Origin of the sequence: Geodermatophilus normandii (assembly GCF_003182485.1) — a bacterium.
GTDB classification, from domain to species: Bacteria; Actinomycetota; Actinomycetes; order Mycobacteriales; family Geodermatophilaceae; genus Geodermatophilus; species Geodermatophilus normandii.
Map to the genome: position 1 here is coordinate 150,086 of NZ_QGTX01000001.1, position 18,860 is coordinate 168,945.

The 18,860-nt window shown below is 74.6% G+C and carries 19 protein-coding genes; 8 read left to right on the forward strand and 11 right to left on the reverse strand.

Annotated features, from left to right (window positions below; all coding sequences use genetic code 11):
• Nucleotides 1-14 precede the first annotated feature (14 nt).
• From JD79_RS00820 to JD79_RS00840, 5 genes are read right to left on the reverse strand one after another with little or no spacing between them, the layout of a single operon-like run.
• Nucleotides 15-1,091 (reverse strand): hypothetical protein, encoded by a 1,077-nt coding sequence (locus JD79_RS00820; RefSeq protein ID WP_110004001.1) that lies wholly within the window; start codon nucleotides 1,089-1,091, stop codon nucleotides 15-17.
• Complete coding sequence (locus JD79_RS00825) at nucleotides 1,088-1,756, reverse strand: SCO family protein (protein WP_110004002.1); 669 nt, start codon at nucleotides 1,754-1,756, stop codon at nucleotides 1,088-1,090. The genes JD79_RS00820 and JD79_RS00825 overlap by 4 nt, the downstream gene beginning before the upstream one ends.
• A complete protein-coding gene (locus JD79_RS00830) occupies nucleotides 1,753-2,508 on the reverse strand; it encodes a YcnI family copper-binding membrane protein (RefSeq protein ID WP_110004003.1) in 756 nt (251 codons plus the stop codon). The genes JD79_RS00825 and JD79_RS00830 overlap by 4 nt, the downstream gene beginning before the upstream one ends.
• Nucleotides 2,509-2,537: 29 nt before the next feature.
• On the reverse strand, nucleotides 2,538-4,340 hold the full coding sequence (locus JD79_RS00835; protein ID WP_110004004.1) for a copper resistance CopC family protein: 1,803 nt from the start codon (nucleotides 4,338-4,340) through the stop codon (nucleotides 2,538-2,540).
• Nucleotides 4,337-4,981 carry a zf-HC2 domain-containing protein gene (locus tag JD79_RS00840; RefSeq protein ID WP_110004005.1) on the reverse strand — a complete coding sequence of 215 codons (645 nt, stop codon included), beginning with the start codon at nucleotides 4,979-4,981 and terminating at the stop codon, nucleotides 4,337-4,339. The genes JD79_RS00835 and JD79_RS00840 overlap by 4 nt, the downstream gene beginning before the upstream one ends.
• A 69-nt stretch (nucleotides 4,982-5,050) precedes the next feature.
• On the opposite strand from JD79_RS00840, the gene JD79_RS00845 reads away from it, so the two are divergent.
• The 4 genes from JD79_RS00845 (at nucleotide 5,051) to JD79_RS00860 (ending at nucleotide 8,686) form a co-directional block, all read left to right on the forward strand.
• The gene (locus tag JD79_RS00845; protein ID WP_110004006.1) at nucleotides 5,051-5,608 is read left to right on the forward strand and encodes a sigma-70 family RNA polymerase sigma factor; all 558 of its coding nucleotides are present in this window, start codon (nucleotides 5,051-5,053) and stop codon (nucleotides 5,606-5,608) included.
• 105 nt (nucleotides 5,609-5,713) lie between these two features.
• Nucleotides 5,714-6,331 carry a DUF47 domain-containing protein gene (locus JD79_RS00850; RefSeq protein WP_110004007.1) on the forward strand — a complete coding sequence of 206 codons (618 nt, stop codon included), beginning with the start codon at nucleotides 5,714-5,716 and terminating at the stop codon, nucleotides 6,329-6,331.
• Between the two features lie 34 nt (nucleotides 6,332-6,365).
• On the forward strand, nucleotides 6,366-7,367 hold the full coding sequence (locus tag JD79_RS00855; protein WP_110004008.1) for an inorganic phosphate transporter: 1,002 nt from the start codon (nucleotides 6,366-6,368) through the stop codon (nucleotides 7,365-7,367).
• 314 nt (nucleotides 7,368-7,681) lie between these two features.
• A complete protein-coding gene (locus tag JD79_RS00860; RefSeq protein WP_110004009.1) occupies nucleotides 7,682-8,686 on the forward strand; it encodes a sulfite exporter TauE/SafE family protein in 1,005 nt (334 codons plus the stop codon).
• A 54-nt stretch (nucleotides 8,687-8,740) separates the two neighbouring features.
• Here JD79_RS00860 and JD79_RS00865 read toward each other — a convergent pair whose 3' ends face one another.
• From JD79_RS00865 to JD79_RS00885, 5 genes are all read right to left on the reverse strand, one after another.
• Nucleotides 8,741-9,721 (reverse strand): NAD-dependent epimerase/dehydratase family protein, encoded by a 981-nt coding sequence (locus JD79_RS00865; RefSeq protein WP_110004010.1) that lies wholly within the window; start codon nucleotides 9,719-9,721, stop codon nucleotides 8,741-8,743.
• Nucleotides 9,722-9,784: 63 nt separating this feature from the next.
• On the reverse strand, nucleotides 9,785-10,285 hold the full coding sequence (locus JD79_RS00870; RefSeq protein ID WP_110004011.1) for a DUF5994 family protein: 501 nt from the start codon (nucleotides 10,283-10,285) through the stop codon (nucleotides 9,785-9,787).
• A 237-nt stretch (nucleotides 10,286-10,522) separates the two neighbouring features.
• The gene (gene typA / locus JD79_RS00875; protein WP_110004012.1) at nucleotides 10,523-12,418 is read right to left on the reverse strand and encodes a translational GTPase TypA; all 1,896 of its coding nucleotides are present in this window, start codon (nucleotides 12,416-12,418) and stop codon (nucleotides 10,523-10,525) included.
• Nucleotides 12,419-12,737: 319 nt separating this feature from the next.
• Nucleotides 12,738-13,088 carry a hypothetical protein gene (locus tag JD79_RS00880; protein ID WP_110004013.1) on the reverse strand — a complete coding sequence of 117 codons (351 nt, stop codon included), beginning with the start codon at nucleotides 13,086-13,088 and terminating at the stop codon, nucleotides 12,738-12,740.
• 216 nt (nucleotides 13,089-13,304) lie between these two features.
• Nucleotides 13,305-13,868: a YceI family protein gene (locus tag JD79_RS00885; protein WP_110004014.1), complete on the reverse strand. Its 564-nt coding sequence runs from the start codon at nucleotides 13,866-13,868 to the stop codon at nucleotides 13,305-13,307.
• Between the two features lie 88 nt (nucleotides 13,869-13,956).
• Here JD79_RS00885 and JD79_RS00890 point away from each other — a divergent pair, with 88 nt between their 5' ends.
• The 3 genes from JD79_RS00890 (at nucleotide 13,957) to JD79_RS00900 (ending at nucleotide 16,403) form a co-directional block, all read left to right on the forward strand.
• Nucleotides 13,957-14,463, forward strand: a complete 507-nt coding sequence (locus JD79_RS00890) for a MarR family winged helix-turn-helix transcriptional regulator (protein ID WP_110004015.1) — start codon at nucleotides 13,957-13,959, stop codon at nucleotides 14,461-14,463.
• 78 nt (nucleotides 14,464-14,541) lie between these two features.
• Entirely contained in the window at nucleotides 14,542-15,723 is a 1,182-nt protein-coding gene (locus JD79_RS00895) for a sensor histidine kinase (protein ID WP_110004016.1), read from the forward strand.
• Entirely contained in the window at nucleotides 15,720-16,403 is a 684-nt protein-coding gene (locus JD79_RS00900) for a response regulator (RefSeq protein ID WP_110004017.1), read from the forward strand. The genes JD79_RS00895 and JD79_RS00900 overlap by 4 nt, the downstream gene beginning before the upstream one ends.
• A 16-nt stretch (nucleotides 16,404-16,419) precedes the next feature.
• On the opposite strand, the gene JD79_RS00905 is transcribed toward JD79_RS00900, so the two are convergent.
• Nucleotides 16,420-17,748, reverse strand: coding sequence for a hypothetical protein (locus JD79_RS00905; protein ID WP_146220355.1), 1,329 nt, complete (start codon nucleotides 17,746-17,748; stop codon nucleotides 16,420-16,422).
• A gap of 335 nt (nucleotides 17,749-18,083) precedes the next feature.
• Between JD79_RS00905 and JD79_RS00910 the strand changes: the two genes are divergently transcribed.
• Nucleotides 18,084-18,857, forward strand: a complete 774-nt coding sequence (locus JD79_RS00910; protein ID WP_245899480.1) for an ABC transporter ATP-binding protein — start codon at nucleotides 18,084-18,086, stop codon at nucleotides 18,855-18,857.
• The last annotated feature ends 3 nt before the right edge of the window (nucleotides 18,858-18,860 follow it).

The window sequence follows — 18,860 nt, forward strand, 5'->3', positions numbered from 1 at the left end:
GACCGGCCGGAGCCTCAGCCGACCGGCTGGGGCTCCGGCTCGCGCCCTGCCCGCTCGGGGTCGCGGAGACGCCGTGCCGCGGCCAGGCCCCCGACGACCAGGCCGGCGCCACCGGCCACCAGGACGGCCACGGCCGCCCGGGCCAGGAGCCCGGGCCCGCCGGCGGCCACGTGCGCGCTCCACAGCACGTCGACGTCGGGCAGGCCCTGCACCAGCAGCAGCCAGCCGAGGACGACCGCGCACAGTCCGGCCATCCCCCCGCGCCCGCGGCGGGCGGCGAGGAGCCCCAGCACCGCCACCAGCGCCGCAGTGACGGCCGGCAGCAGCGCCGACACCACCGCCGCCGCGTGCGAGGACACCGTCACCGGTGGCTCGGGCGTGCTCGCCGCGTGCCACAGCGCGGCGACACCGCCCAGCGCCATCACCGCGCCCAGCGCCCGCGGCGTGCGGGCGAGCAGCCCGGCCGCCGCGACGACGGCGGCCAGCGCCAGGTGCAGGCCCCAGGTGAGCGCCGCCGGCGGCGGCGGGCTCCAGGTGAGCTCGCCGCGGACGGTCACCGCGGTCTCGCCGTGCCGCATCGGGACCGTCCAGTCGAACACCGTGTGCGCGTGCGCCGGGTCGGCGGCCACCGCGGGCGGCAGCTGGCTCTCGCTCATCCAGTGCGTGCGGTGGTCGTGCCACGTGTACTGCGGCTCGGTGGACACCTGCACCCACTCGGGCTCCGCCCGCGGGTCGGCGTCCTCGGGCAGGGTCACCCGGCCGTAGCGGTCGAGGTTGATCGTCGTCGCCGGGCTGTGCGCGTTGCGCCAGACGCCGTCCGGCCCGATGCGCAGGTAGGGCTCGTCGGAGTAGCCGGGCACCGTCAGCTCGGTGCCGGTGGTGTTGACCACCTCGAGCACGTCCCCGAACTCCAGCACCCGCACGCTCACGCCCGGCACCGCCGGCTGCACCGAGGTGACCCGGCCGTCGAAGTCGCTGCCGGCCACCTCGCCGCCCACGTGCGCCCGCGCCGGGCCGGCGAGGGCCAGGGTGGCCAGCACGCCGAGCAGCACGACCAGCAGCCGCGCACCGGCGGCGCCGACGCCGCTCACGCCGCGGCGGCGACCGCGGCCAGGTCGCCGGCGATGTCCCGGGCGGTGTTGCCGGCGTCGAAGGCCACGTGCGCCTCGTCGTCGGCCCCGTACAGCAGCAGCAGCGAGCTGTGCAGCCGGCCGTCCTCCTCCGCCAGCGGCACGCCGGCCGACAGCTGCGCCTGGTCGATCGCGGCCTGCTCGCCGGTCAGGCCGACGAACTGCGTGGGCAGGTCGGCGTCGAAGCGGTCGAGGTACTCGCCGAGCACCGGCGGGGTGTCGGCGGCGGGGTCGGTCGTGACGAACACCACCTGCACCTGCTCGGCCAGCGCCGGGTCGGTGTCGCGCAGCGCGAGCGCGACGTCGGCCATCGTCGTCGGGCAGATGTCGGGGCAGTTCGTGTACCCGAAGAACAGCAGCGTCGGGCGACCCGCCGTGGCGGTGGCGAAGTCGTAGGACGCGCCGGAGGTGTCGGTCAGGGTGAACGTCGGGCGCTGGAACGGGTCGCGCAGGTCGATGCCGGCGTACTCGTCGCCGGGGCCCTCCAGCGAGGCGACCGCACCGCCCGAGTGGTCGTGGTCCTCGGCGGCGGCCGCCGGGTCCCCGCCGTCGGAGCAACAGGCGGACAGCGCCAGGCCGGCGGCGAGCAGCAGCGCGGCGGTCCGGCCGCGCGCGGGAGCGGTCACGAGGACACGGTACGTCGGCCCGCCCGGTAGCCGAGGACGACGCCCGCGAGCCCGACGACCAGCGCCAGGATGGCGAGGAACAGCGCCAGACCGGCCGGCTCGTTGCTCACCGGGCCGCCGTGGCCGTGCTCGTCGGTGGCCGCCGCGGTGTCGGTGGCCGCCGCGGTGTCGGTGGCCGCGTCGGTGGCGCCGGCTCCCGACGCCAGGGTGAGGGTGGGCGCCGGGTTCTCCGGCTCCTCCTGGCCCTCGACGGTCGGCTCGATCCAGGCCGACTCGGTGCCGTCGCTGTAGGTCTGCACCGCGGGGAACGACAGCGTCTCGGCGTCGGGGAACGGCCCGCCGGACAGCGCGAACTCCTGGAAGCGGCCCGGGGCGATCCCGCCGCCGGCGTCGGCGCGGAACTCCACCACGGAGACGTAGCTGGTGATCTCCTGCCCGTGGGCGTCGAGGGGCTCGTCGAGCTGCGCGGAGGTGGTGGTGATCGTCCAGCCCGGCACCTCCTGCGCCTGCAGCGAGGCCATCGCCTCGTCCTCCGGGATCGAGATGCGCAGCGAGACGGTGCTCGCCGTGTCGCTCTCGTTGGGCACCCGGAAGGTGAGCTTCCCGTAGCCGCCGGGTGTGGCGTCGGCCGACGAGACCGTCACGTGCGCCGACGCGCCGGTGGCGGCCACGACGGACGCGACCAGGGCGGTCAGGACGGCGGCCAGGACGACACCGGCACGGGCCAGCGGTCGCAGGGGGGTCGGGGACACGGTTCTCCTCGTCTCGGTTCCAGCGGGTCTCAGCGCACCGGGAAGGCGGTGGTGGCGGTGGCGGCGGTGAACTCGTCGAGCCGGACGGTGACCGCCACGGTCCAGGTGCCGGCGCCCGGGATCGACATCCCGTCGGCCACCCAGTGGCCGGGGCCGGCGGGCTCGAGGTCGACGTCGAGCGGGCCGATCTCCTGCTCGGGCTCGGTGAGCGTCACGCGCAGGTCGGCGGGCTGGGCGAGCTGCCCGTCGTCGTCGAACAGGTAGACGTGCAGGGTGTTGGCGCCCGCCCGGGCCGGGTCGACCGACAGCTGCACGCTGCCGGACTCCCCCGCCGCCGACTCCAGCGGCAGCGTGACGTCGACCGGCTCGGCGACCGTGGCCGCGGCCGGCGGGGTGCCCACCAGCACCGCCGAGAGGACCAGCACGACCGCGGCGACGGCGGCCTCGACGAGGACCGAGCGACGCAGCGGGGCGACGTCCTCCACCGCGCCGCGGGCCTGCACCGCCGCACGGGCGCGGGCGGCCTCGACCACCGGGGCCTCGTCGGCTCCGCCGGCAGGGGCCGCGAAGGCGTGCACGGTCACCCGCCGGCGCCCGCCGGGCCGCGGCCGCGCCAGCCCCAGGTGCTGCTGCACCCAGACGCGCGAGACGCCGGCGGCGGCCAGGAGCAGCAGCACCAGGGCCAGCTTGGCGAGCAGGATCCAGCCGTAGGCGGTGGACACGAGCGCGGCCGGGGAGCCGACCTCCCGGACCGACTGGACGACGCCGGTCACCACGAGGGCGGCCACCGCGGCCGAGGCGATCCGCGACCACCGGGGCAGCGCCGCGGCCAGCTCACCGGCCTCGACGCCCGGCCGCAGCAGCCCGGCCAGCAGCGCGGCCAGCCCGCCCAGCCACACCGCCATGGCCGCGACGTGCACCGCGGTGACCGCGGTGGCGAACACCGGGATGCTGCCGGCCACCGGGTGCCCGACCGCGGCGGTGGTCAGGACGACGCCGGCCCCGAGGACGGCCGGGCCCGCGACCTCCTGGGACTGCGGCGGGGCGCCGCGGCGCCACAGCGGCACGAGGAGCGCGGCGAGGACGAGGGCCAGCGCGCCGCGGCCGAGGGTGGTGAGCCCGAAGGCCGACGAGCCGGTGGAGGCCAGCAGCGCGGGGTCGAGGAGCGAGCCGAGCCCGGCGCCGGCCGTGTACGGGCCCTGCAGCAGGAAGGTGAGGACCGCCGCACCGGCGACCGTGACGAGTCCCGCGGTGGTCAGCCGCCGCACCCGACGCGACGCCCAGCCGGCCGGCCAGGCCAGCAGCAGGAACGCCGGCACGCCCAGGCCGACCGCCTCGCCGGCGAAGCCGAGGCTGCGCGCGGCGGGGAGCGCGGCGGCCACGAACGGGTCGGCGTCGGGGTCGGCGGCGACCGCGCCGGCGTCGGCGAGCTCGCCGTCGCCGACGACGAACGCGTACGCGCCGCTGACGGGGTGCGAGTCGGCCGAGACCACCCGGTAGGTGACGACGTAGCTGGCGTCGGGCAGGTCGCCGCGCAGCGGGATGGTCAGCGTGTCGTCGCGGACGGCGGCCGCGCCGGTGTCCACCCGCGCGCCGTCGCCGCCGAGGACGCGGGCGTAGCCGGCGCCGAGCGACACGCCCTCGCTGAACCGCAGCGTCACCTGGGCGGGCACCGCGTCGAGGCGGGCGCTCTCCCCCGGGTCGGTGGAGACCAGCTCGGCGTGGGCGGAGGCGGGCCCGGCGGTGAGCACGCCCAGGCCGAGCCAGCCGGCCAGGAGGACGAGCAGCAGGACCGGCCGCGGTGAGCGGCGCGCCCCGGCGGTGGCGCTCACGCGACCACCCGCCGGGCGCGCGCCGGAGCCGCGGCCCGGCGCGGCCGCTGCCGCCAGGCGAGGACGGTGATGAGCACCACGCCCGCGACCAGCAGCAGGTGGGCCGCGGCGCGGTCGGCGTGCACGTGGCCGGCCTGCAGGTCGCGCACGGTGGTCACGGTGAGCAGGACGGTGAAGGTGGCGAGGAACGGCAGCGCTCCGGCGGCCAGCCGCGGTGCCGCGGCGACGGCGAGGAAGGCGGCGGCGACGGCCAGGTTCCACGCGCCCGTCTCGTGCGCCACGTGCACCGGCGCGCTCATCGCCGCGACGCCGCCGGCCAGCGCCGGCCACGCCAGCCCCGCCTGGGCCACGCCGACCGCGAGCAGCGCCAGCCGCAGCGCGGCCTCCAGCAGGCGGGCGCGCGCTGCCGCGGCGGTGCCGGGCAGCTGCTGGGGCAGCGCGCCGAGGACCGCGGCGGTGAGGTCGGGCACCGGCGGGACGGGGGCCAGCCGGGCCCGGCGGGTCACGCCCTCGACGGCGTCGGCCCACCCGGCGCACGCGGGGCACGCCGCGAGGTGGCGGTCGAGGTCGTCGGCGGGCATGCCGAGCGGCTCGCCGTCGAGTCGCGCGGAGACCGCCTCGCGGAACGGGGCACACTGCATGTCGTAGTAGTCGTCGCGGAGGGCCCGTCCGGTTCCCGGCTCGACAGGGGATGCGCACGGAGGTGGGACGTGGACGAGCTGGCGCGGGTCGCGGCGGCCGCCGTCGACGGTGACCCCCTCGCCGCCGCGACCCTCGTGCGGGCCACCCAGCCCGACGTCTGGCGGCTGTGCGCGGCGCTCGGGAGCCACGAGTCCGCCGACGACCTGACCCAGGAGACCTACGCCCGCGCGTTCGCCTCCCTGCACCGCTTCGAGGGCCGTTCGTCGCTGCGGACGTGGCTGCTGGCCATCGCCCGCCGTGTCTGCGCCGACGCCGTCCGCTCCCGGCGCCGCCGGCGGCTGACCCTCGTCCGCGACGACGCCGACCTGGAGGCCCTCACCCGAGCCGACGACGCCGACCGGGTGGGGGAGGGTGCCGCCGTCACCGACCTGCTGGGCCGGCTGGACCCCGACCGCCGCGAGGCCTTCGCGCTCACCCAGCTGCTGGGGCTGTCCTACGCCGAGGCCGCCGAGGTGGCCGGGTGCCCCGTCGGGACGATCCGCTCGCGGGTGGCGCGGGCGCGGGCGGACCTGGTCGAGGCGCTCGGCGGGGACGCCCGGGAGGGGGCCGGTACGGCGCGCGGGTGACCGTGAGCTGAACGACAGGTGGCCGGGTACCTATGCTGCCCGACGGCCGAACGACCGCAGGACGCGGCGGGCGACCCCCTCCACCCGCCGATCCGGAGCCTCCTCGTGCCCTTCAGTCTCACGCCCAAGGACCAGAGCTTCTACACGCTGTTCAGCGCCTCGGCGCAGAACCTCGTCGAGGCCACCGACGTCCTGGGCGAGTTCATCCACGACCACGCCCGCCGCGCCGAGCTCGCCGACCGGCTCCGTGACCTCGAGCACACCGGGGACCAGTCGACGCACGCGATCTTCCGGCAGCTGAACTCCAGCTTCGTGACGCCGTTCGACCGCGAGGACATCTACAGCCTGGCCAGCCACCTCGACGACGTCATGGACTTCGTCGAGGCCGCCGCCGACCTCGTCGTCCTCACCGGGCTGGGCACCCTGCCCGCGGAGATGAGCCAGCAGACCGCGCTGCTGCAGCGCGCCGCCGAGACCACCGCCGAGGCGATGCCGCGGCTGCAGACGATGAAGGGCCTCCCCGACTACTGGATCGAGGTCAACCGCATCGAGAACGAGGCCGACAAGCTCTACCGGCGGCTGCTCTCCCGGCTCTACAGCGGCGAGTTCGAGGCCCTCGAGGTGTTGCGGCTCAAGGAGGTGGCCGACCAGCTCGAGGAGGCCGCCGACGCCTTCGAGAAGGTGGCCAACGTCGTCGAGTCCATCGCGGTCAAGGAGTCCTGAGCTCCGTGGACCGTTCGCTGGTCGGCCCGCACTGATGGACGCCGCCTTCGTCGCGCTGGTCGTCATCGTCGTCGTCGCCCTCGCCTTCGACTACACCAACGGGTTCCACGACGCCGCCAACGCCATCGCCGTCGCCGTCTCCACCAAGGCGCTGACACCGCGGGTGGCCCTGGCGCTCGCCGCGGTGATGAACCTCGTCGGCGCCCTGTTGTCCACCGAGGTCGCCAAGACCGTCGGCGAGGGGATCATCGACGCGCCCGTGGGCGGTGAGGGGCTGGAGATCGTCTTCGCCGCGCTGGTCGGGGCGATCACCTGGAACATGATCACCTGGTACTTCGGGCTGCCGTCGTCGTCCTCGCACGCGCTGATCGGCGGGCTGGTCGGCGCGGCGCTGGCCGCGGCGCACTCGGTGCAGTGGATGGGGATCCTCGACAAGGTCGTCATCCCGATGGTGCTCTCGCCGCTGGTCGGCTTCGGCCTGGGCTACCTGTTCATGCTGGTCATCCTGTGGACCTTCCGGCGGGCCAACGTCTCCCGCGCGAACCGCGGCTTCCGCTACGCGCAGATCGTCAGCTCGGCCACCATGGCGCTGGGGCACGGCCTGCAGGACGCCCAGAAGACGATGGGCATCATCACGCTGGCGCTGTTCACCGCCGGGGAGATCGACGACTTCGAGGTGCCCCTCTGGGTCGTGCTGGCGGCCGCCGGCGCGATCAGCGCGGGCACCTACGCCGGCGGCTTCCGCATCATGCGCACCCTCGGCCGGCGGATCATCCAGCTCACCCCCGCGGGCGGCTTCGCCGCGCAGACGGTCGCCTCCAGCGTCATGGTCACCACCGCGACGGTCTTCGCCGTCCCGGTCTCGACCACGCACATCACGACGACGTCGATCATGGGCGTCGGGTCGACCCGGCGGCTGTCGGCGGTGCGCTGGGGCGTGGCCGGCAACATCGTCGTCGCGTGGGTCGTCACCCTGCCCGCGGCCGGTGCGGTGGCGGCGCTGGCCTACCTCGTGACCGACCTCGTCGTCGGCTGACCCTCCCCCACGGAGCCCCCCGCAGCGGACCCCCGGCCGACCGGCCGGGGGTCCGTTGCGTCGTGCGCGCGAGGTGACCGGGACCTCTCGCCCCGCCCGTCGCATATCCCGATCGATCTGGTAGACATAGACCCCGTGGCGGCGACGGCGGTGCTCCTGGTGGGGCGGATCCACGTCGACCTGCTGCGCGTGTGCACGGCCACCTGTCCCGGCCGCTGACTCCCGCGCCCGTCGGCGCATCCCCCTCGCCCGTCCCGCGACGAGTCGCGCCCTGCTGCGCGCCCGCGGCCCCCTGAGACCAGGAGCCCCACCCCGTGAAGACCCTCATCGTGCTCGCCCTCGCCGGGCTGGGCGCCCAGCTCGTCGACGGGAGCCTGGGCATGGCCTACGGCGTCACCTCGACGACGCTGCTGCTCGCCTTCGGCACCAACCCCGCCGCCGCCTCGGCCACGGTCCACTTCGCCGAGATCGGCACCAGCCTGATGTCGGGCGTCGCCCACTGGAAGTTCGGCAACGTCGACTGGAAGGTCGTCGCCAAGGTCGGCGTCCCGGGTGCCGTCGGCGCGTTCCTCGGCGCGCAGGTCCTCTCCGGTCTGTCCACCGAGGTCGCCGCGCCGGTGATGTCGCTCATCCTCCTCGCGCTCGGCGCCTACCTGCTGGTCCGCTTCACCCTCCGCGGTATCGACCGCCGCAACCTCGGCAAGCCGGTCCGCAAGCGCTTCCTCGGCCCGCTCGGCCTGGTCGCCGGCTTCGTCGACGCGACCGGCGGCGGCGGCTGGGGCCCGGTGGGCACCCCGGCACTGCTGGCCAGCGGCCGGATGGAGCCGCGCAAGGTGATCGGCTCGATCGACACCTCCGAGTTCCTCGTCGCGCTGGCCGCCAGCCTGGGGTTCCTGCTCGCGCTCGGCTCGCAGGGCGTCAACTGGACGTGGGCGCTGGGCCTGCTGGCCGGTGGCCTGGTCGCCGCCCCGCTGGCCGCCTGGCTGGTCCGGCACGTGCCGCCGCGGCTGCTCGGCTCCCTCGTCGGCGGGATGATCGTCCTGACCAACACCCGCACGCTGCTGCGCAGCGACTGGATCGACGCCCCCGACGCGGTCCGCTACGCGGTCTACGCGGTGATCTACGTGATCTGGGCCGCCGCCGTCGCCCACTCCTTCCGGCAGTACCGCAAGGACCGGGCGCAGGAGTCCGCCGACGCGCTCGCCGCCGAGGCCGCCCGCCTGGCCGAGCAGCCGGAGCTGCACACGCCCGACGCCGCGGACGCCGCGGACCTCGAGCGCAGCCTGCGCGCCGGCCGCCCGGCCGACCCGCGCGACTAGCGGCAGCACGAGGAGAGGCCCCGTCCGGTCCGCCGGGCGGGGCCTCTCGCCGTCTCAGCGGCCGGACGTCAGGGCGGACTCGAGCTCCTCGGGCAGGCCCGGCTCGGGCAGCCCACGAGGCGGAGGCCGCCGCTCGTCGGTCGCCCGGAGCCATGCCCAGGTGTCCGCCAGCGTCTCCCGCAGCGGCCGGCTGGGCAGCCCGAGCGCCCGGGCACGGATCGTGTCGACGTCCCACGCGGTCCGCGCCATTTCTCGGGGCAACCACAGCGGGACGTGCAGCCACGGCTCGACACCGGCGGCCAGCAGGTCCTCCTCGGGCACCTCCACGAACTCCGCGTCGCTGCCGGTGACCTCCCGGCACGCCCAGAGCAGCCCGCCCAACGTCGTCATCCCGGCGGGGCCGGTCGCGTTCACCGGCCCGGTCTCCCCGCGCTCGGCCATCTCGACCAGCCAGCCGGCCAGGTCACGGACGTCGACCAGCGCGATCGGCTGGTCGAGTGCGTCGGGGACGACGACGCGGCCGCCGCGGGCGATCCGCTGCAGCCACCACGGCAGCCGGCGGACGTTGTCGTCCGGCCCGACGATCAGCCCGGCGCGGGCGGTGAGGAAGCCCCTGCCGACGGCCGCGGCGAGGACCCGCTCGGCGTGGGCCTTGTTCGGGCCGTAGTCGTCGTCGTCGGTGTCCCAGGTCGGCTCGACGTCCTCGGGGCCCACCGGGCCCGGCGGCCAGTTCGCGTAGGCGTTGAGGCTGCTGGTGAACGCGTAGCCGCGCACGCCGGCCAGCACGGCCGCGGCGTTGTCGGCGGCGGCGCGGGTCTGGCAGGAGGTGTCGACGACGAGGTCCGGCGTCCGGTCCGCCAGTGCGCGCGGCAGGGCGTCGGGGTCGTCCCGGTCGCCGTGCAGCGCGCGGACGCCGTCCGGGGGGCGGCCGGTGACGCCGCGGGTGAAGGTGGCCACCTCGTGGCCGCGGTCGAGGGCCGCCGCCACCACGTGCCGGCCCAGGAAGACGGTGCCGCCGAGGACGAGGAGTCGCATGCACGCAGCCCAGCCCAGCGGCTCGCCCGCCGTCCAGCCGGTTCGCGGACGGCGTACCCGGTCCTACACCGCGCGGGTGACCACGGGCAGGTCGGGCACCTGCGGCAGGGGCTGGGAGCGCGCGGCGGCGAGCACCATCTGCGGCGAGCGCGGCAGGCCGCGGCGGGTGCACAGGCGCAGGGCGCGCACGCCGGTGATGACGTCGGTCTCCGGCGGCACGACCAGCAGGTGGGCGACCCGGTTGCCGCCGCCCCAGGTCAGGCAGACCACGCCGGGGTCCATGCTGCGGAAGCCACCGGTGCGCACCACGCGGCCGTCGACGACGAGCTTGCGCGGCGCCGGCAGCCACGGGTCCAGCGGATAGGTGAAGCGCTCGACCCGCACACCGCGGCGGTCGAGCGCGGCGACGAGCTCGGGCACCTCCACGGCGAGGTCGTGCGTGCGGGGGTACCACGCCCCGTCGAAGGTGTTCTCCCCCGACCCCGCATCGGCCCGCAGGCTCACGCGGACGTCGATGCCGCCGCGGAAGCCCTCCGCTCCCCACACCGCCTGGGTCGTCGTCATCAGCAGTCCCCGCCTCCCGCTCGCGCGCCGCGGACCCGCGTCCGGGTCCACCGGACGACCGTAGGTCGGCGCGTCGCCGGGTCCCGGCGAGCCGGAGCCGGGCCTGTCGCCGGCACACGGCCGGTCATCACGATCGGTCACGATCCGGTCACGACGCCCCCGTGCACGTCCGCGGACGTGCACGGAGCCCCCGTCCGGCGGACCGGACGGGGGCTCCTGGACGCCCTGTGCGGGGCGTTACGAGACGGGCTTGGGCTTGCGGTTCTTGGCCTTGCCGCGCTCGGTCTGGTCGAGCACCACCTTGCGGATGCGGACCGAGGCCGGGGTGACCTCCACGCACTCGTCCTCGGCGCAGAACTCCAGCGCCTGCTCCAGGTTCAGGATGCGCGGCGGGATCAGCCGCTCCAGCTCCTCGGAGGTGGACTTGCGCATGTTGGTGAGCTTCTTCTCCTTGGTGATGTTCACGTCCATGTCGTCCGGACGGGAGTTCTCACCGACGATCATGCCCTCGTAGACGTCCGTGCCCGGCTGCACCATGAGCTGGCCGCGCTCCTGCAGCGAGAACATCGAGTACGTCGTCGCCACGCCCTGGCGGTCGGCGACCAGCGAGCCGGTCGGCCGGGCGCGCATGTCGCCCAGCCACGGCTCGTAGCCCTCGAGGTTGTGGTTGAGGACGCCGGTGCCGCGGGTCTCGGTGAGGAACTCGGTGCGGAACCCGATGAGGCCGCGCGAGGGGACGACGTACTCCATCCGCGCCCAGCCGGTGTCGTGGTGCACCAGGTTCTCCAGCCGCCCGCGCCGGGTGGCCAGGGCCTGGGTCAGCGTGCCCACGTACTCGCCGGGGGTGTCGATCGTGACCCGCTCGACGGGCTCGTGGAGCTTGCCGTCGATGACCTTGGTGACGACGGTCGGGCGGCCGACGGTGAGCTCGAACTCCTCGCGGCGCAGCTGCTCGACGAGGATCGCCAGCGCGAGCTCGCCGCGGCCCTGCATCTCCCAGGTGTCGGGACGCTCGGTGGGCAGCATGCGCACCGAGACGTTGCCGACCAGCTCCTGGTCGAGGCGGTTCTTGATCAGCCGCGCGGTGAGCTTCTTGCCCGACCGGCCCGACAGCGGCGAGGTGTTGATCCCGATGGTGATCGAGATTGACGGCTCGTCGACGGTCAGCGGCGGCAGCGGGCGCGGGTCGTTCGGGTCGGCGAGGGTGTCGCCGATCATGACGTCCTCGATGCCGGCGATGGCGACGAGCTCGCCGGGTCCGGCGCTCTCGGCCGGGGTGCGGGTGAGCCCCTCGGTGACCAGCAGCTCGGTGATCTTGACGTTCTTGATGCTGCCGTCGGTCCGGCACCAGGCGACCGTCTGGCCGCTCTTCATCGTCCCGGAGTGGATGCGCAGCAGCGCCAGCCGGCCGAGGTAGGGCGAGGCGTCGAGGTTGGTGACCTGCGCGCGCAGCGGCTCCTCGGCGTCGTAGACCGGCGCCGGGATGGTGTCGAGCAGCGTCTTCACCAGCGGGGCGAGGTCCGGGCTGTCGGGCGAGGTGCCGTCGGCGGGCCGGGTGAGCGAGGCCTGCCCGGTCTTGCCGTTGCTGTAGACGATCGGGAAGTCGAGGTTGTCGACGTCCATGCCGGAGTCCTCGAGCAGCTCCATGAACAGCTCGTAGGTCTCGTCGACGACCTCGCCGATGCGGGCGTCGGAGCGGTCGGTCTTGTTGACCACGAGGATCACCGGCATCCCCTTGCCCAGCGCCTTGCGCAGGACGAAGCGGGTCTGCGGCAGCGGGCCCTCGGAGGCGTCCACGAGCAGCACGACGCCGTCGACCATCGACAGGCCGCGCTCGACCTCGCCACCGAAGTCGGCGTGGCCGGGGGTGTCGACGATGTTGACGACGACGGGGTTGCCGTTCTCGTCGGCCAGGTGGATCGCGGTGTTCTTGGCCAGGATGGTGATGCCGCGCTCACGCTCGAGGTCCATCGAGTCCATGACGCGGTCCTGCGTGGAGTCGTTGTCCGTCCCCTCGCCCTTGGCGCGCCCGAGGGCGCCTGCCTGGCGGAGGAGGGCGTCGACGAGGGTCGTCTTCCCGTGGTCGACGTGGGCGATGATCGCCACGTTGCGCAGGTCGTCGCGGGTGGGCATGCGGAAGGGCACCTCAGGGAGAGTCAGGGGGTTCCCGCGGCGGCTGCGCACGCGGTACCACGGACAACGGCCGCCGGGGTCGCGACCTTCCCACCCAGCTTAGGGGCTCAGCGCGCGGGAACCCCCGGCTGCGGGCGGTCGGCCAGGGCATCCGTCACCCCGGCGGCGGTGATCGTGACCAGACTCACGGCCTCAGACGGCGGCGCGGCGCTCCGCCGGCTCCGTCCGCAGGACCTCGGGGAGCCATCCCGGGTCGACTCGCGTCGTCACGCCGGCAGGATGGCGAGCCGCACCTCGCGGCGCCACGTCCGCGCCGGGGTCAGCGGGTGGACCCGCCGGGCACCGGCCGGTCGGCGACCGCGTACGTGACCCCCGCGGCGGCGAGTGTCACCAGGCCGACGGCCAGCCAGGCCGGCAGCCCGACGCCGAGGGCCAGCACGTGCGCCAGGACGAACGCCCCCACGTAGAGGCCGCCGAGGCCGAGGGCGACGGCCCAGCCGCGGCGCTGCACCCACAGGGTGGCCGCGCCCACCCCCGCAGCGGCGAACACCGCGCCGCCGAGGGCCCGGATCCCGGTGCCCTGCGCGACGCCGAAGCCGGCCGCCAGCCCGACGGCGACGAGGACGGCGGAGGACAGCCGGGTGCGGGCACGCGTGAGCGACGACGTCATGCCCCCAGTGTCCCCTCGGCCGGCGCGCGGATGACCAGGTGAGCTGATCGTGCCGCGTCCTGGCTCACGGTCCACGGTGAACCAGGACGCGCCGCGGTGAGCCAGGACGCGCCGCGGTGAGCCAGGACGCGGCACGGTGAGCCAGGAGCCGCGGAGGGTCCCGGACGCGCGAGGGCCCCGGACGCCAGCGGCGTCCGGGGCCCTTCGACGGGTGGATCAGGCAGTGCGGAGCACGGCCTCGATCTCGAGCTCGACGTCGATCTTGTCGCCGACGACGACGCCGCCGCCGTCCATCGGCAGGTCGATGTCGACGCCGTAGGCCTTGCGGGAGATGGAGGTCTTGGCGCTGAAGCCGGCGCGGTAGCCGCCGTAGGCGTCGGGGCCGAAGCCGTTGAGCTCGAGGGCCAGCGTGACCGGCTTGGTGATGCCCTTGATGGTCAGGTCGCCCTGCACGGTCCAGTCCTCACCGTCGGCGACGACGCCGGTGGAGCGGAAGGTCATCACGGTGTGGTTGCCGACGTCGAAGAAGTCGGCGGAGCGGATGTGCGCGTCGCGCTGCTCCTGGCGGGTGTCGATCGAGTCCATGTCGATCGTGGCGTTCACCGCGGAGGCGGCCGGGTCCTCGCCGGTGACGATCTCGCCGGAGAACTTCGTGAAGTAGCCGCGGACCTTGCTCACCATCATGTGGCGGACGGAGAAGCCGACGGTGGAGTGGGTGGCGTCGATGTCCCAGGTGCCGGCGACGTAGCCGGGGATCTGAACGGCGGTGGTGCTGGTCATGGTCGGGCCCCTCAGTAGTTGAGCGTTTGAGCTTCCGCGGTCCGTAGCGTAGTTGAGCGCTTGACTATTCCGCCAGTACGCTGAGGGCATGACGACGCAGGTGTCACCCGGTGCGGGGTCGGCGCCCGAGCCGCCCGTCGGGGAGCCGCGCTGGCTCGACGCCGAGGAGCAGCGGGCCTGGCGTGCGTGGCTCTACAGCTCCCAGCTGCTCAACGACCGGCTCGACCGCGAGCTGACGCGGGCCACCGGCATCCCGCACGCCTACTACGAGATCCTCGTGCAGCTGTCGGAGACGCCCGGGCGGCAGATGCGGATGAGCGAGCTCGCCGACCGCTGCCTGTCCTCCCGCAGCCGCCTGTCCCACGCGGTGTCCCGGCTCGAGGAGCGCGGCTGGGTGCGCCGGCAGGTCTGCGCCGAGGACGGCCGCGGGCTGCTCGCCGTCCTCACCGACGAGGGCTTCGCCGCCCTGGAGGCCGCGGCGCCGATCCACGTCGAGGGGGTGCGCACCCACCTGTTCGACCAGCTCACGCCGGAGCAGGTCGCGGCGATGCGCGACCTCGGCGAGACGCTGCTGCGCCACCTCGACCCCACGTAGGCCTCCGCCCCCGGCACGACGGGCCGGTCCTCCCCCGGGTGGACGACGGAGCACGCGTCGCTGCCTAGGGTCGTCGCGATGGACGAGCGCCCCCTCCTCGAGACCCTCGCGGCCCGGCTGCGCGAGCGGCCCTTCGAGGTCGACGTCGCGCTCGCCGCCCTGGTCGGGCTCGTCACGGTCGTCGCGCCGGCGCGGACCTACTACCCGGCCGAGGCCCCGTCCTTCGTCCTCGGCGTGCTGCTGGTCGCGCCGCTGGCCTGGCGCCGGCGGGCGCCGGTCCCTGCGGCCGCCGTCGTCACCGTCGCGGGGCTGCTCGAGCTGGTGGCGGGCACGGACTTCCTCGCCGCGAACGTCTCGGCGCTGCTGATGGTCTACGCGCTGGCCGCCTACGCGCCGCCCTGGGCCGCGCGGGCGGGGCTGGGCCTCGGGCTGGCCGGCGCCGTCCTGGCATCGCTGCGCTGGTACTCCTTCGACTCCAGCGACGCGCTGCTGGTCACCGTCGGCGCCATCGCCGTGTCCGTCGTCGCGGCATGGGCGCTGGGCCGGCTGCGCCGCTCCCGGCTCGGCGAGATCGTCGGCCTGGCCGAGCGGGCGCGGTTGCTGGAGGTCGAGCGCGACCAGGAGATGCGGCTGGCCGCCACCGCCGAGCGGGCCCGCATCGCCCGCGAGATGCACGACGTCGTGGCGCACTCCCTGTCGGTGGTGATCGCGCAGGCCGACGGCGGCCGCTACGCCGGGCGCACCGACCCCGAGGCGGCCACCGGCGCGCTGGAGGCCATCGCCGCCACCGGGCGCCAGGCGCTCACCGACATGCGCGCCCTGCTCGGCGTGCTGCGGGAGGACCGCCGCGAGGAGTACGCCCCGCAGCCCGACGTCGCCGCGATCCCGGTCCTGGTCGACGACGTCCGGGCCAGCGGGCTCGACGTCGACCTGCTGGTGGAGGGCGAGCCGCGGGCGATGGCGGCCGGCCCGCAGCTGGCCGCCTACCGGATCGTGCAGGAGTCGCTGACCAACGTCCTCAAGCACGCGGGCCCCGCCTGCCGCGCGTGGGTGCGGCTGCACTGGCGGCCCGACGTGCTGGAGCTGTCGGTCCTCGACGACGGCCGCGGCGCCGGGGCCGTTCCCGCCGACGGCCTCGGGCAGGGCCTGCGCGGGATGGCCGAGCGGGCCCAGCTGCACCGCGGGCGGCTGGAGGCCGGACCCCGCAGCGGCGGCGGGTTCGGCGTGCACGCGGTGCTGCCGCTCGGGGGCGCGCGGTGACCCGGGTGGTCCTGGTCGACGACCAGCAGATGGTGCGGGCGGGCTTCCGCATGGTCATCGACTCCCAGCCCGACCTCACCGTGGTCGGCGAGGCCGGCGACGGGGACGCGGCGGTGGCGCTGCTGCGGTCGACCCCGGCCGACGTCGTCCTCATGGACGTGCGCATGCCCGGCACCGACGGCATCGAGGCCACCCGCCGGGTGACCGCGCTGCCCGACCCGCCGCGGGTGGTCGTGCTGACGACCTTCGACCTCGACGAGTACGTCGTGGCCGCGATCGGCGCCGGCGCCAGCGGCTTCCTGCTCAAGGACGCGCCGCCGGAGGAGATGCTGGCCGCCGTCCGCACCGTGCACGCCGGCGACTCGGTGATCGCGGCCAGCTCCACCCGCCGGTTGCTGCAGCACGTGGCGCCGATGCTGCGCGGCACGGCGCCCACGACGGTCGGCGGCGGCGCGGAACTGGCCGAGCTCACGCCGCGCGAGCGCGAGGTGCTCGTGCAGATGGCGCTCGGGGCCACCAACACCGAGATCGCCCAGCGGCTCTTCGTGAGCGAGGCGACGGTGAAGACGCACGTCGGTCGGGTGCTGGCCAAGACCGGCTCGCGCGACCGCGTGCAGGCCGTCGTCCTCGCCTACCGGACCGGCCTGGTCTCCCCCGCCGACCTCCTCCGCGACGCCTGAGCGCGGCGTCTCGAGCTCACGGGCAGTCATCGAGCCGGTCGTCCCCGACCACCACCGTCACCTGGTCGACAGGAACCCGGCGATACCCCTCATCTCGCTGCCACAGCAGATACCGCGAATCGCTCTCACCCAACAACAACCAGAGTGTGTCCGTCTGTACACCTCCCCCCTCCACGGTGAGCGTCGCCTCGGAGGGGAATGTGACACACACGGGATCCGCCCGTAACCCATAGAATGGGAAGTACGATCCCTCGGCACCCTCTCGCCTGAACCGGTCGGCGACCGACGGAGCCCACGAGATCGTCGCGGAGAGAGCCACCGATCCCGCCAGAAAGACCGTGAGGACGAGAGAGCCGGGCCCGAGGGGGATCGCCCCTGCATATCGGCGCACCAAGCCCATGCTTCCCACCATGACGAGGAAGAAGACCACGGCTACCGCAGCAAAGGGCAAACCAGCGATGACGTGGTCGAAGGTGTCATGAGCGACCGAGCCACTGGGTAGTGCGAGTCGCTCCTCCAACAGCTGGTAACCGAGCACTCCGAGCGCGAGCGTCGATCCACCTACAAGCGACAGCGCAAGAGGCGCCGCCCACGCCAAGTGGTCACTGAAGCGTCGCACACGCCACTCGGTCACGATGCCCACGCACAGGACGAGCACCGCGATGCTCACGACGATGTATGTCACAGCGTTGTGCGACGTCTCCGCCAACCGGCGAACTCCCAGAAAGGCCAGCCAAGCGAAGACGACGGCGAGGACAGCCGCGAGCACTCGGTCGGCCCGAGTTCCGTCGGCCGGGAGGCGCGCAGCGGTCGCGTAAGCGAGAACGGCGACGCACAGGACGGCGAGCGCGGACCACGTCACGGCGCTCGATGACAGGAAGCCGAGGGTGCCGCCGACGACGAGGGCGGCGAACATGGCGACGAAACCGAAACGCCGATCCTCGTCCTCCGGGATCGCCGCGGCGGGGATCTCTACGATCCGGTGGCTGACCGGCCCCGTGGACAGCTCGTGCGCCTGACTCACGGCCTCCGGGAACGAAGCAGCACTCAAGTGCGCCTGCGCCCCCATGCCGAGCACCACCATGCGACGGACTGCAACCGTCATCCTTCGACGCCACACGGTGGTCGGTAGCGGATCACCAGCCAGGCGTTGCAGCAACGGGTTCCGCAACTTCTTCCGCAGCAGTACGAACTGGGGCGCTCGACCGTCCGCCCGGAGGTTCTTCGGCATCGTCGTGGCGATGTGCGCTGCCTCGACTCCGGCGTCCCGGAGTTCCGTCATCACCGCCGCGGTCTCTTCTCGTGCAGCCGTCGAACGCGAGAGAGGACTCGTGCGTCTGATCATGCAGATCAGCCGACCCGGCGAAGGGCTCAGCGGACTCTCGACGACCTGCGATTGCGTTGCGGCTGCGACGGACGTGAACTCCGGGCCAGCGGACGCATCGACGGACACGTGGACATACAGCGTCGGCAACGCACTTCCTCATGAGAATCGACGCGAGACCCGCAGGCCCGGCTCAGCTCGAGTATGAGACCGCGCTCGTGCCGGATCGTCTTGCACGTCGCGTCGGCGCGTCGTACCCCGGTAGGACGCGCCTCTCAGCCCGTGCTCCGACGCGGGGGGACGCGCCCGGCGGCGAGGGTTCCTCCGTCCCGAGAAGCGATCCGCGGAGGTCCGCAGTGTCCGTCCCCGTCATGACCGTCCCCGGCGAACCGCCGGCGTCGGTGTCGTCCGCCGCCGTCCGCGCCACCGGCCTGACCAAGGTCTACGGCTCCGGCGAGACGGCCGTCCACGCGCTGGCCGGCGTCGACGTCGCCTTCGCCCGCGGCGAGTTCACCGCGATCATGGGCCCGTCCGGGTCGGGCAAGTCGACGCTCATGCACTGCCTGGCCGGCCTGGACACCGCCACCTCCGGGCAGGTCTTCCTCGGCGACACCGACCTGACCCGACTGCGCGACGACGAGCTCACCCGGCTGCGCCGCGACCGGGTCGGCTTCGTCTTCCAGGCCTTCAACCTGCTGCCGGTCCTCGACGCCCGCGAGAACGTCGTGCTGCCGATGCAGCTGGCCGGCCGCCGTCCCGACCCGGCCTGGTTCGACGCCGTCGTCGCCCGCCTCGGCCTGCGCGAGCGGCTCCGCCACCGCCCGTCGGAGCTCTCCGGCGGCCAGCAGCAGCGGGTGGCCATCGCCCGGGCGCTGCTCCCCCGCCCCGACGTCGTCTTCGCCGACGAGCCCACCGGCAACCTCGACTCGCGCTCGGGTGCGGAGGTGCTCGACCTGCTGCGCAGCAGCGTCCGCGAGACCGGCCAGACCGTCGTCATGGTCACCCACGACCCGACCGCGGCCTCCTACGCCGACCGCGTCGTGCTGCTCGCCGACGGCCGCCCCGCCGGCGAGGTCGAGCGGCCCACCGCCGCGTCGGTGCTCGAGGCGCTGCGCGGGCTCGGGGGCTGACCG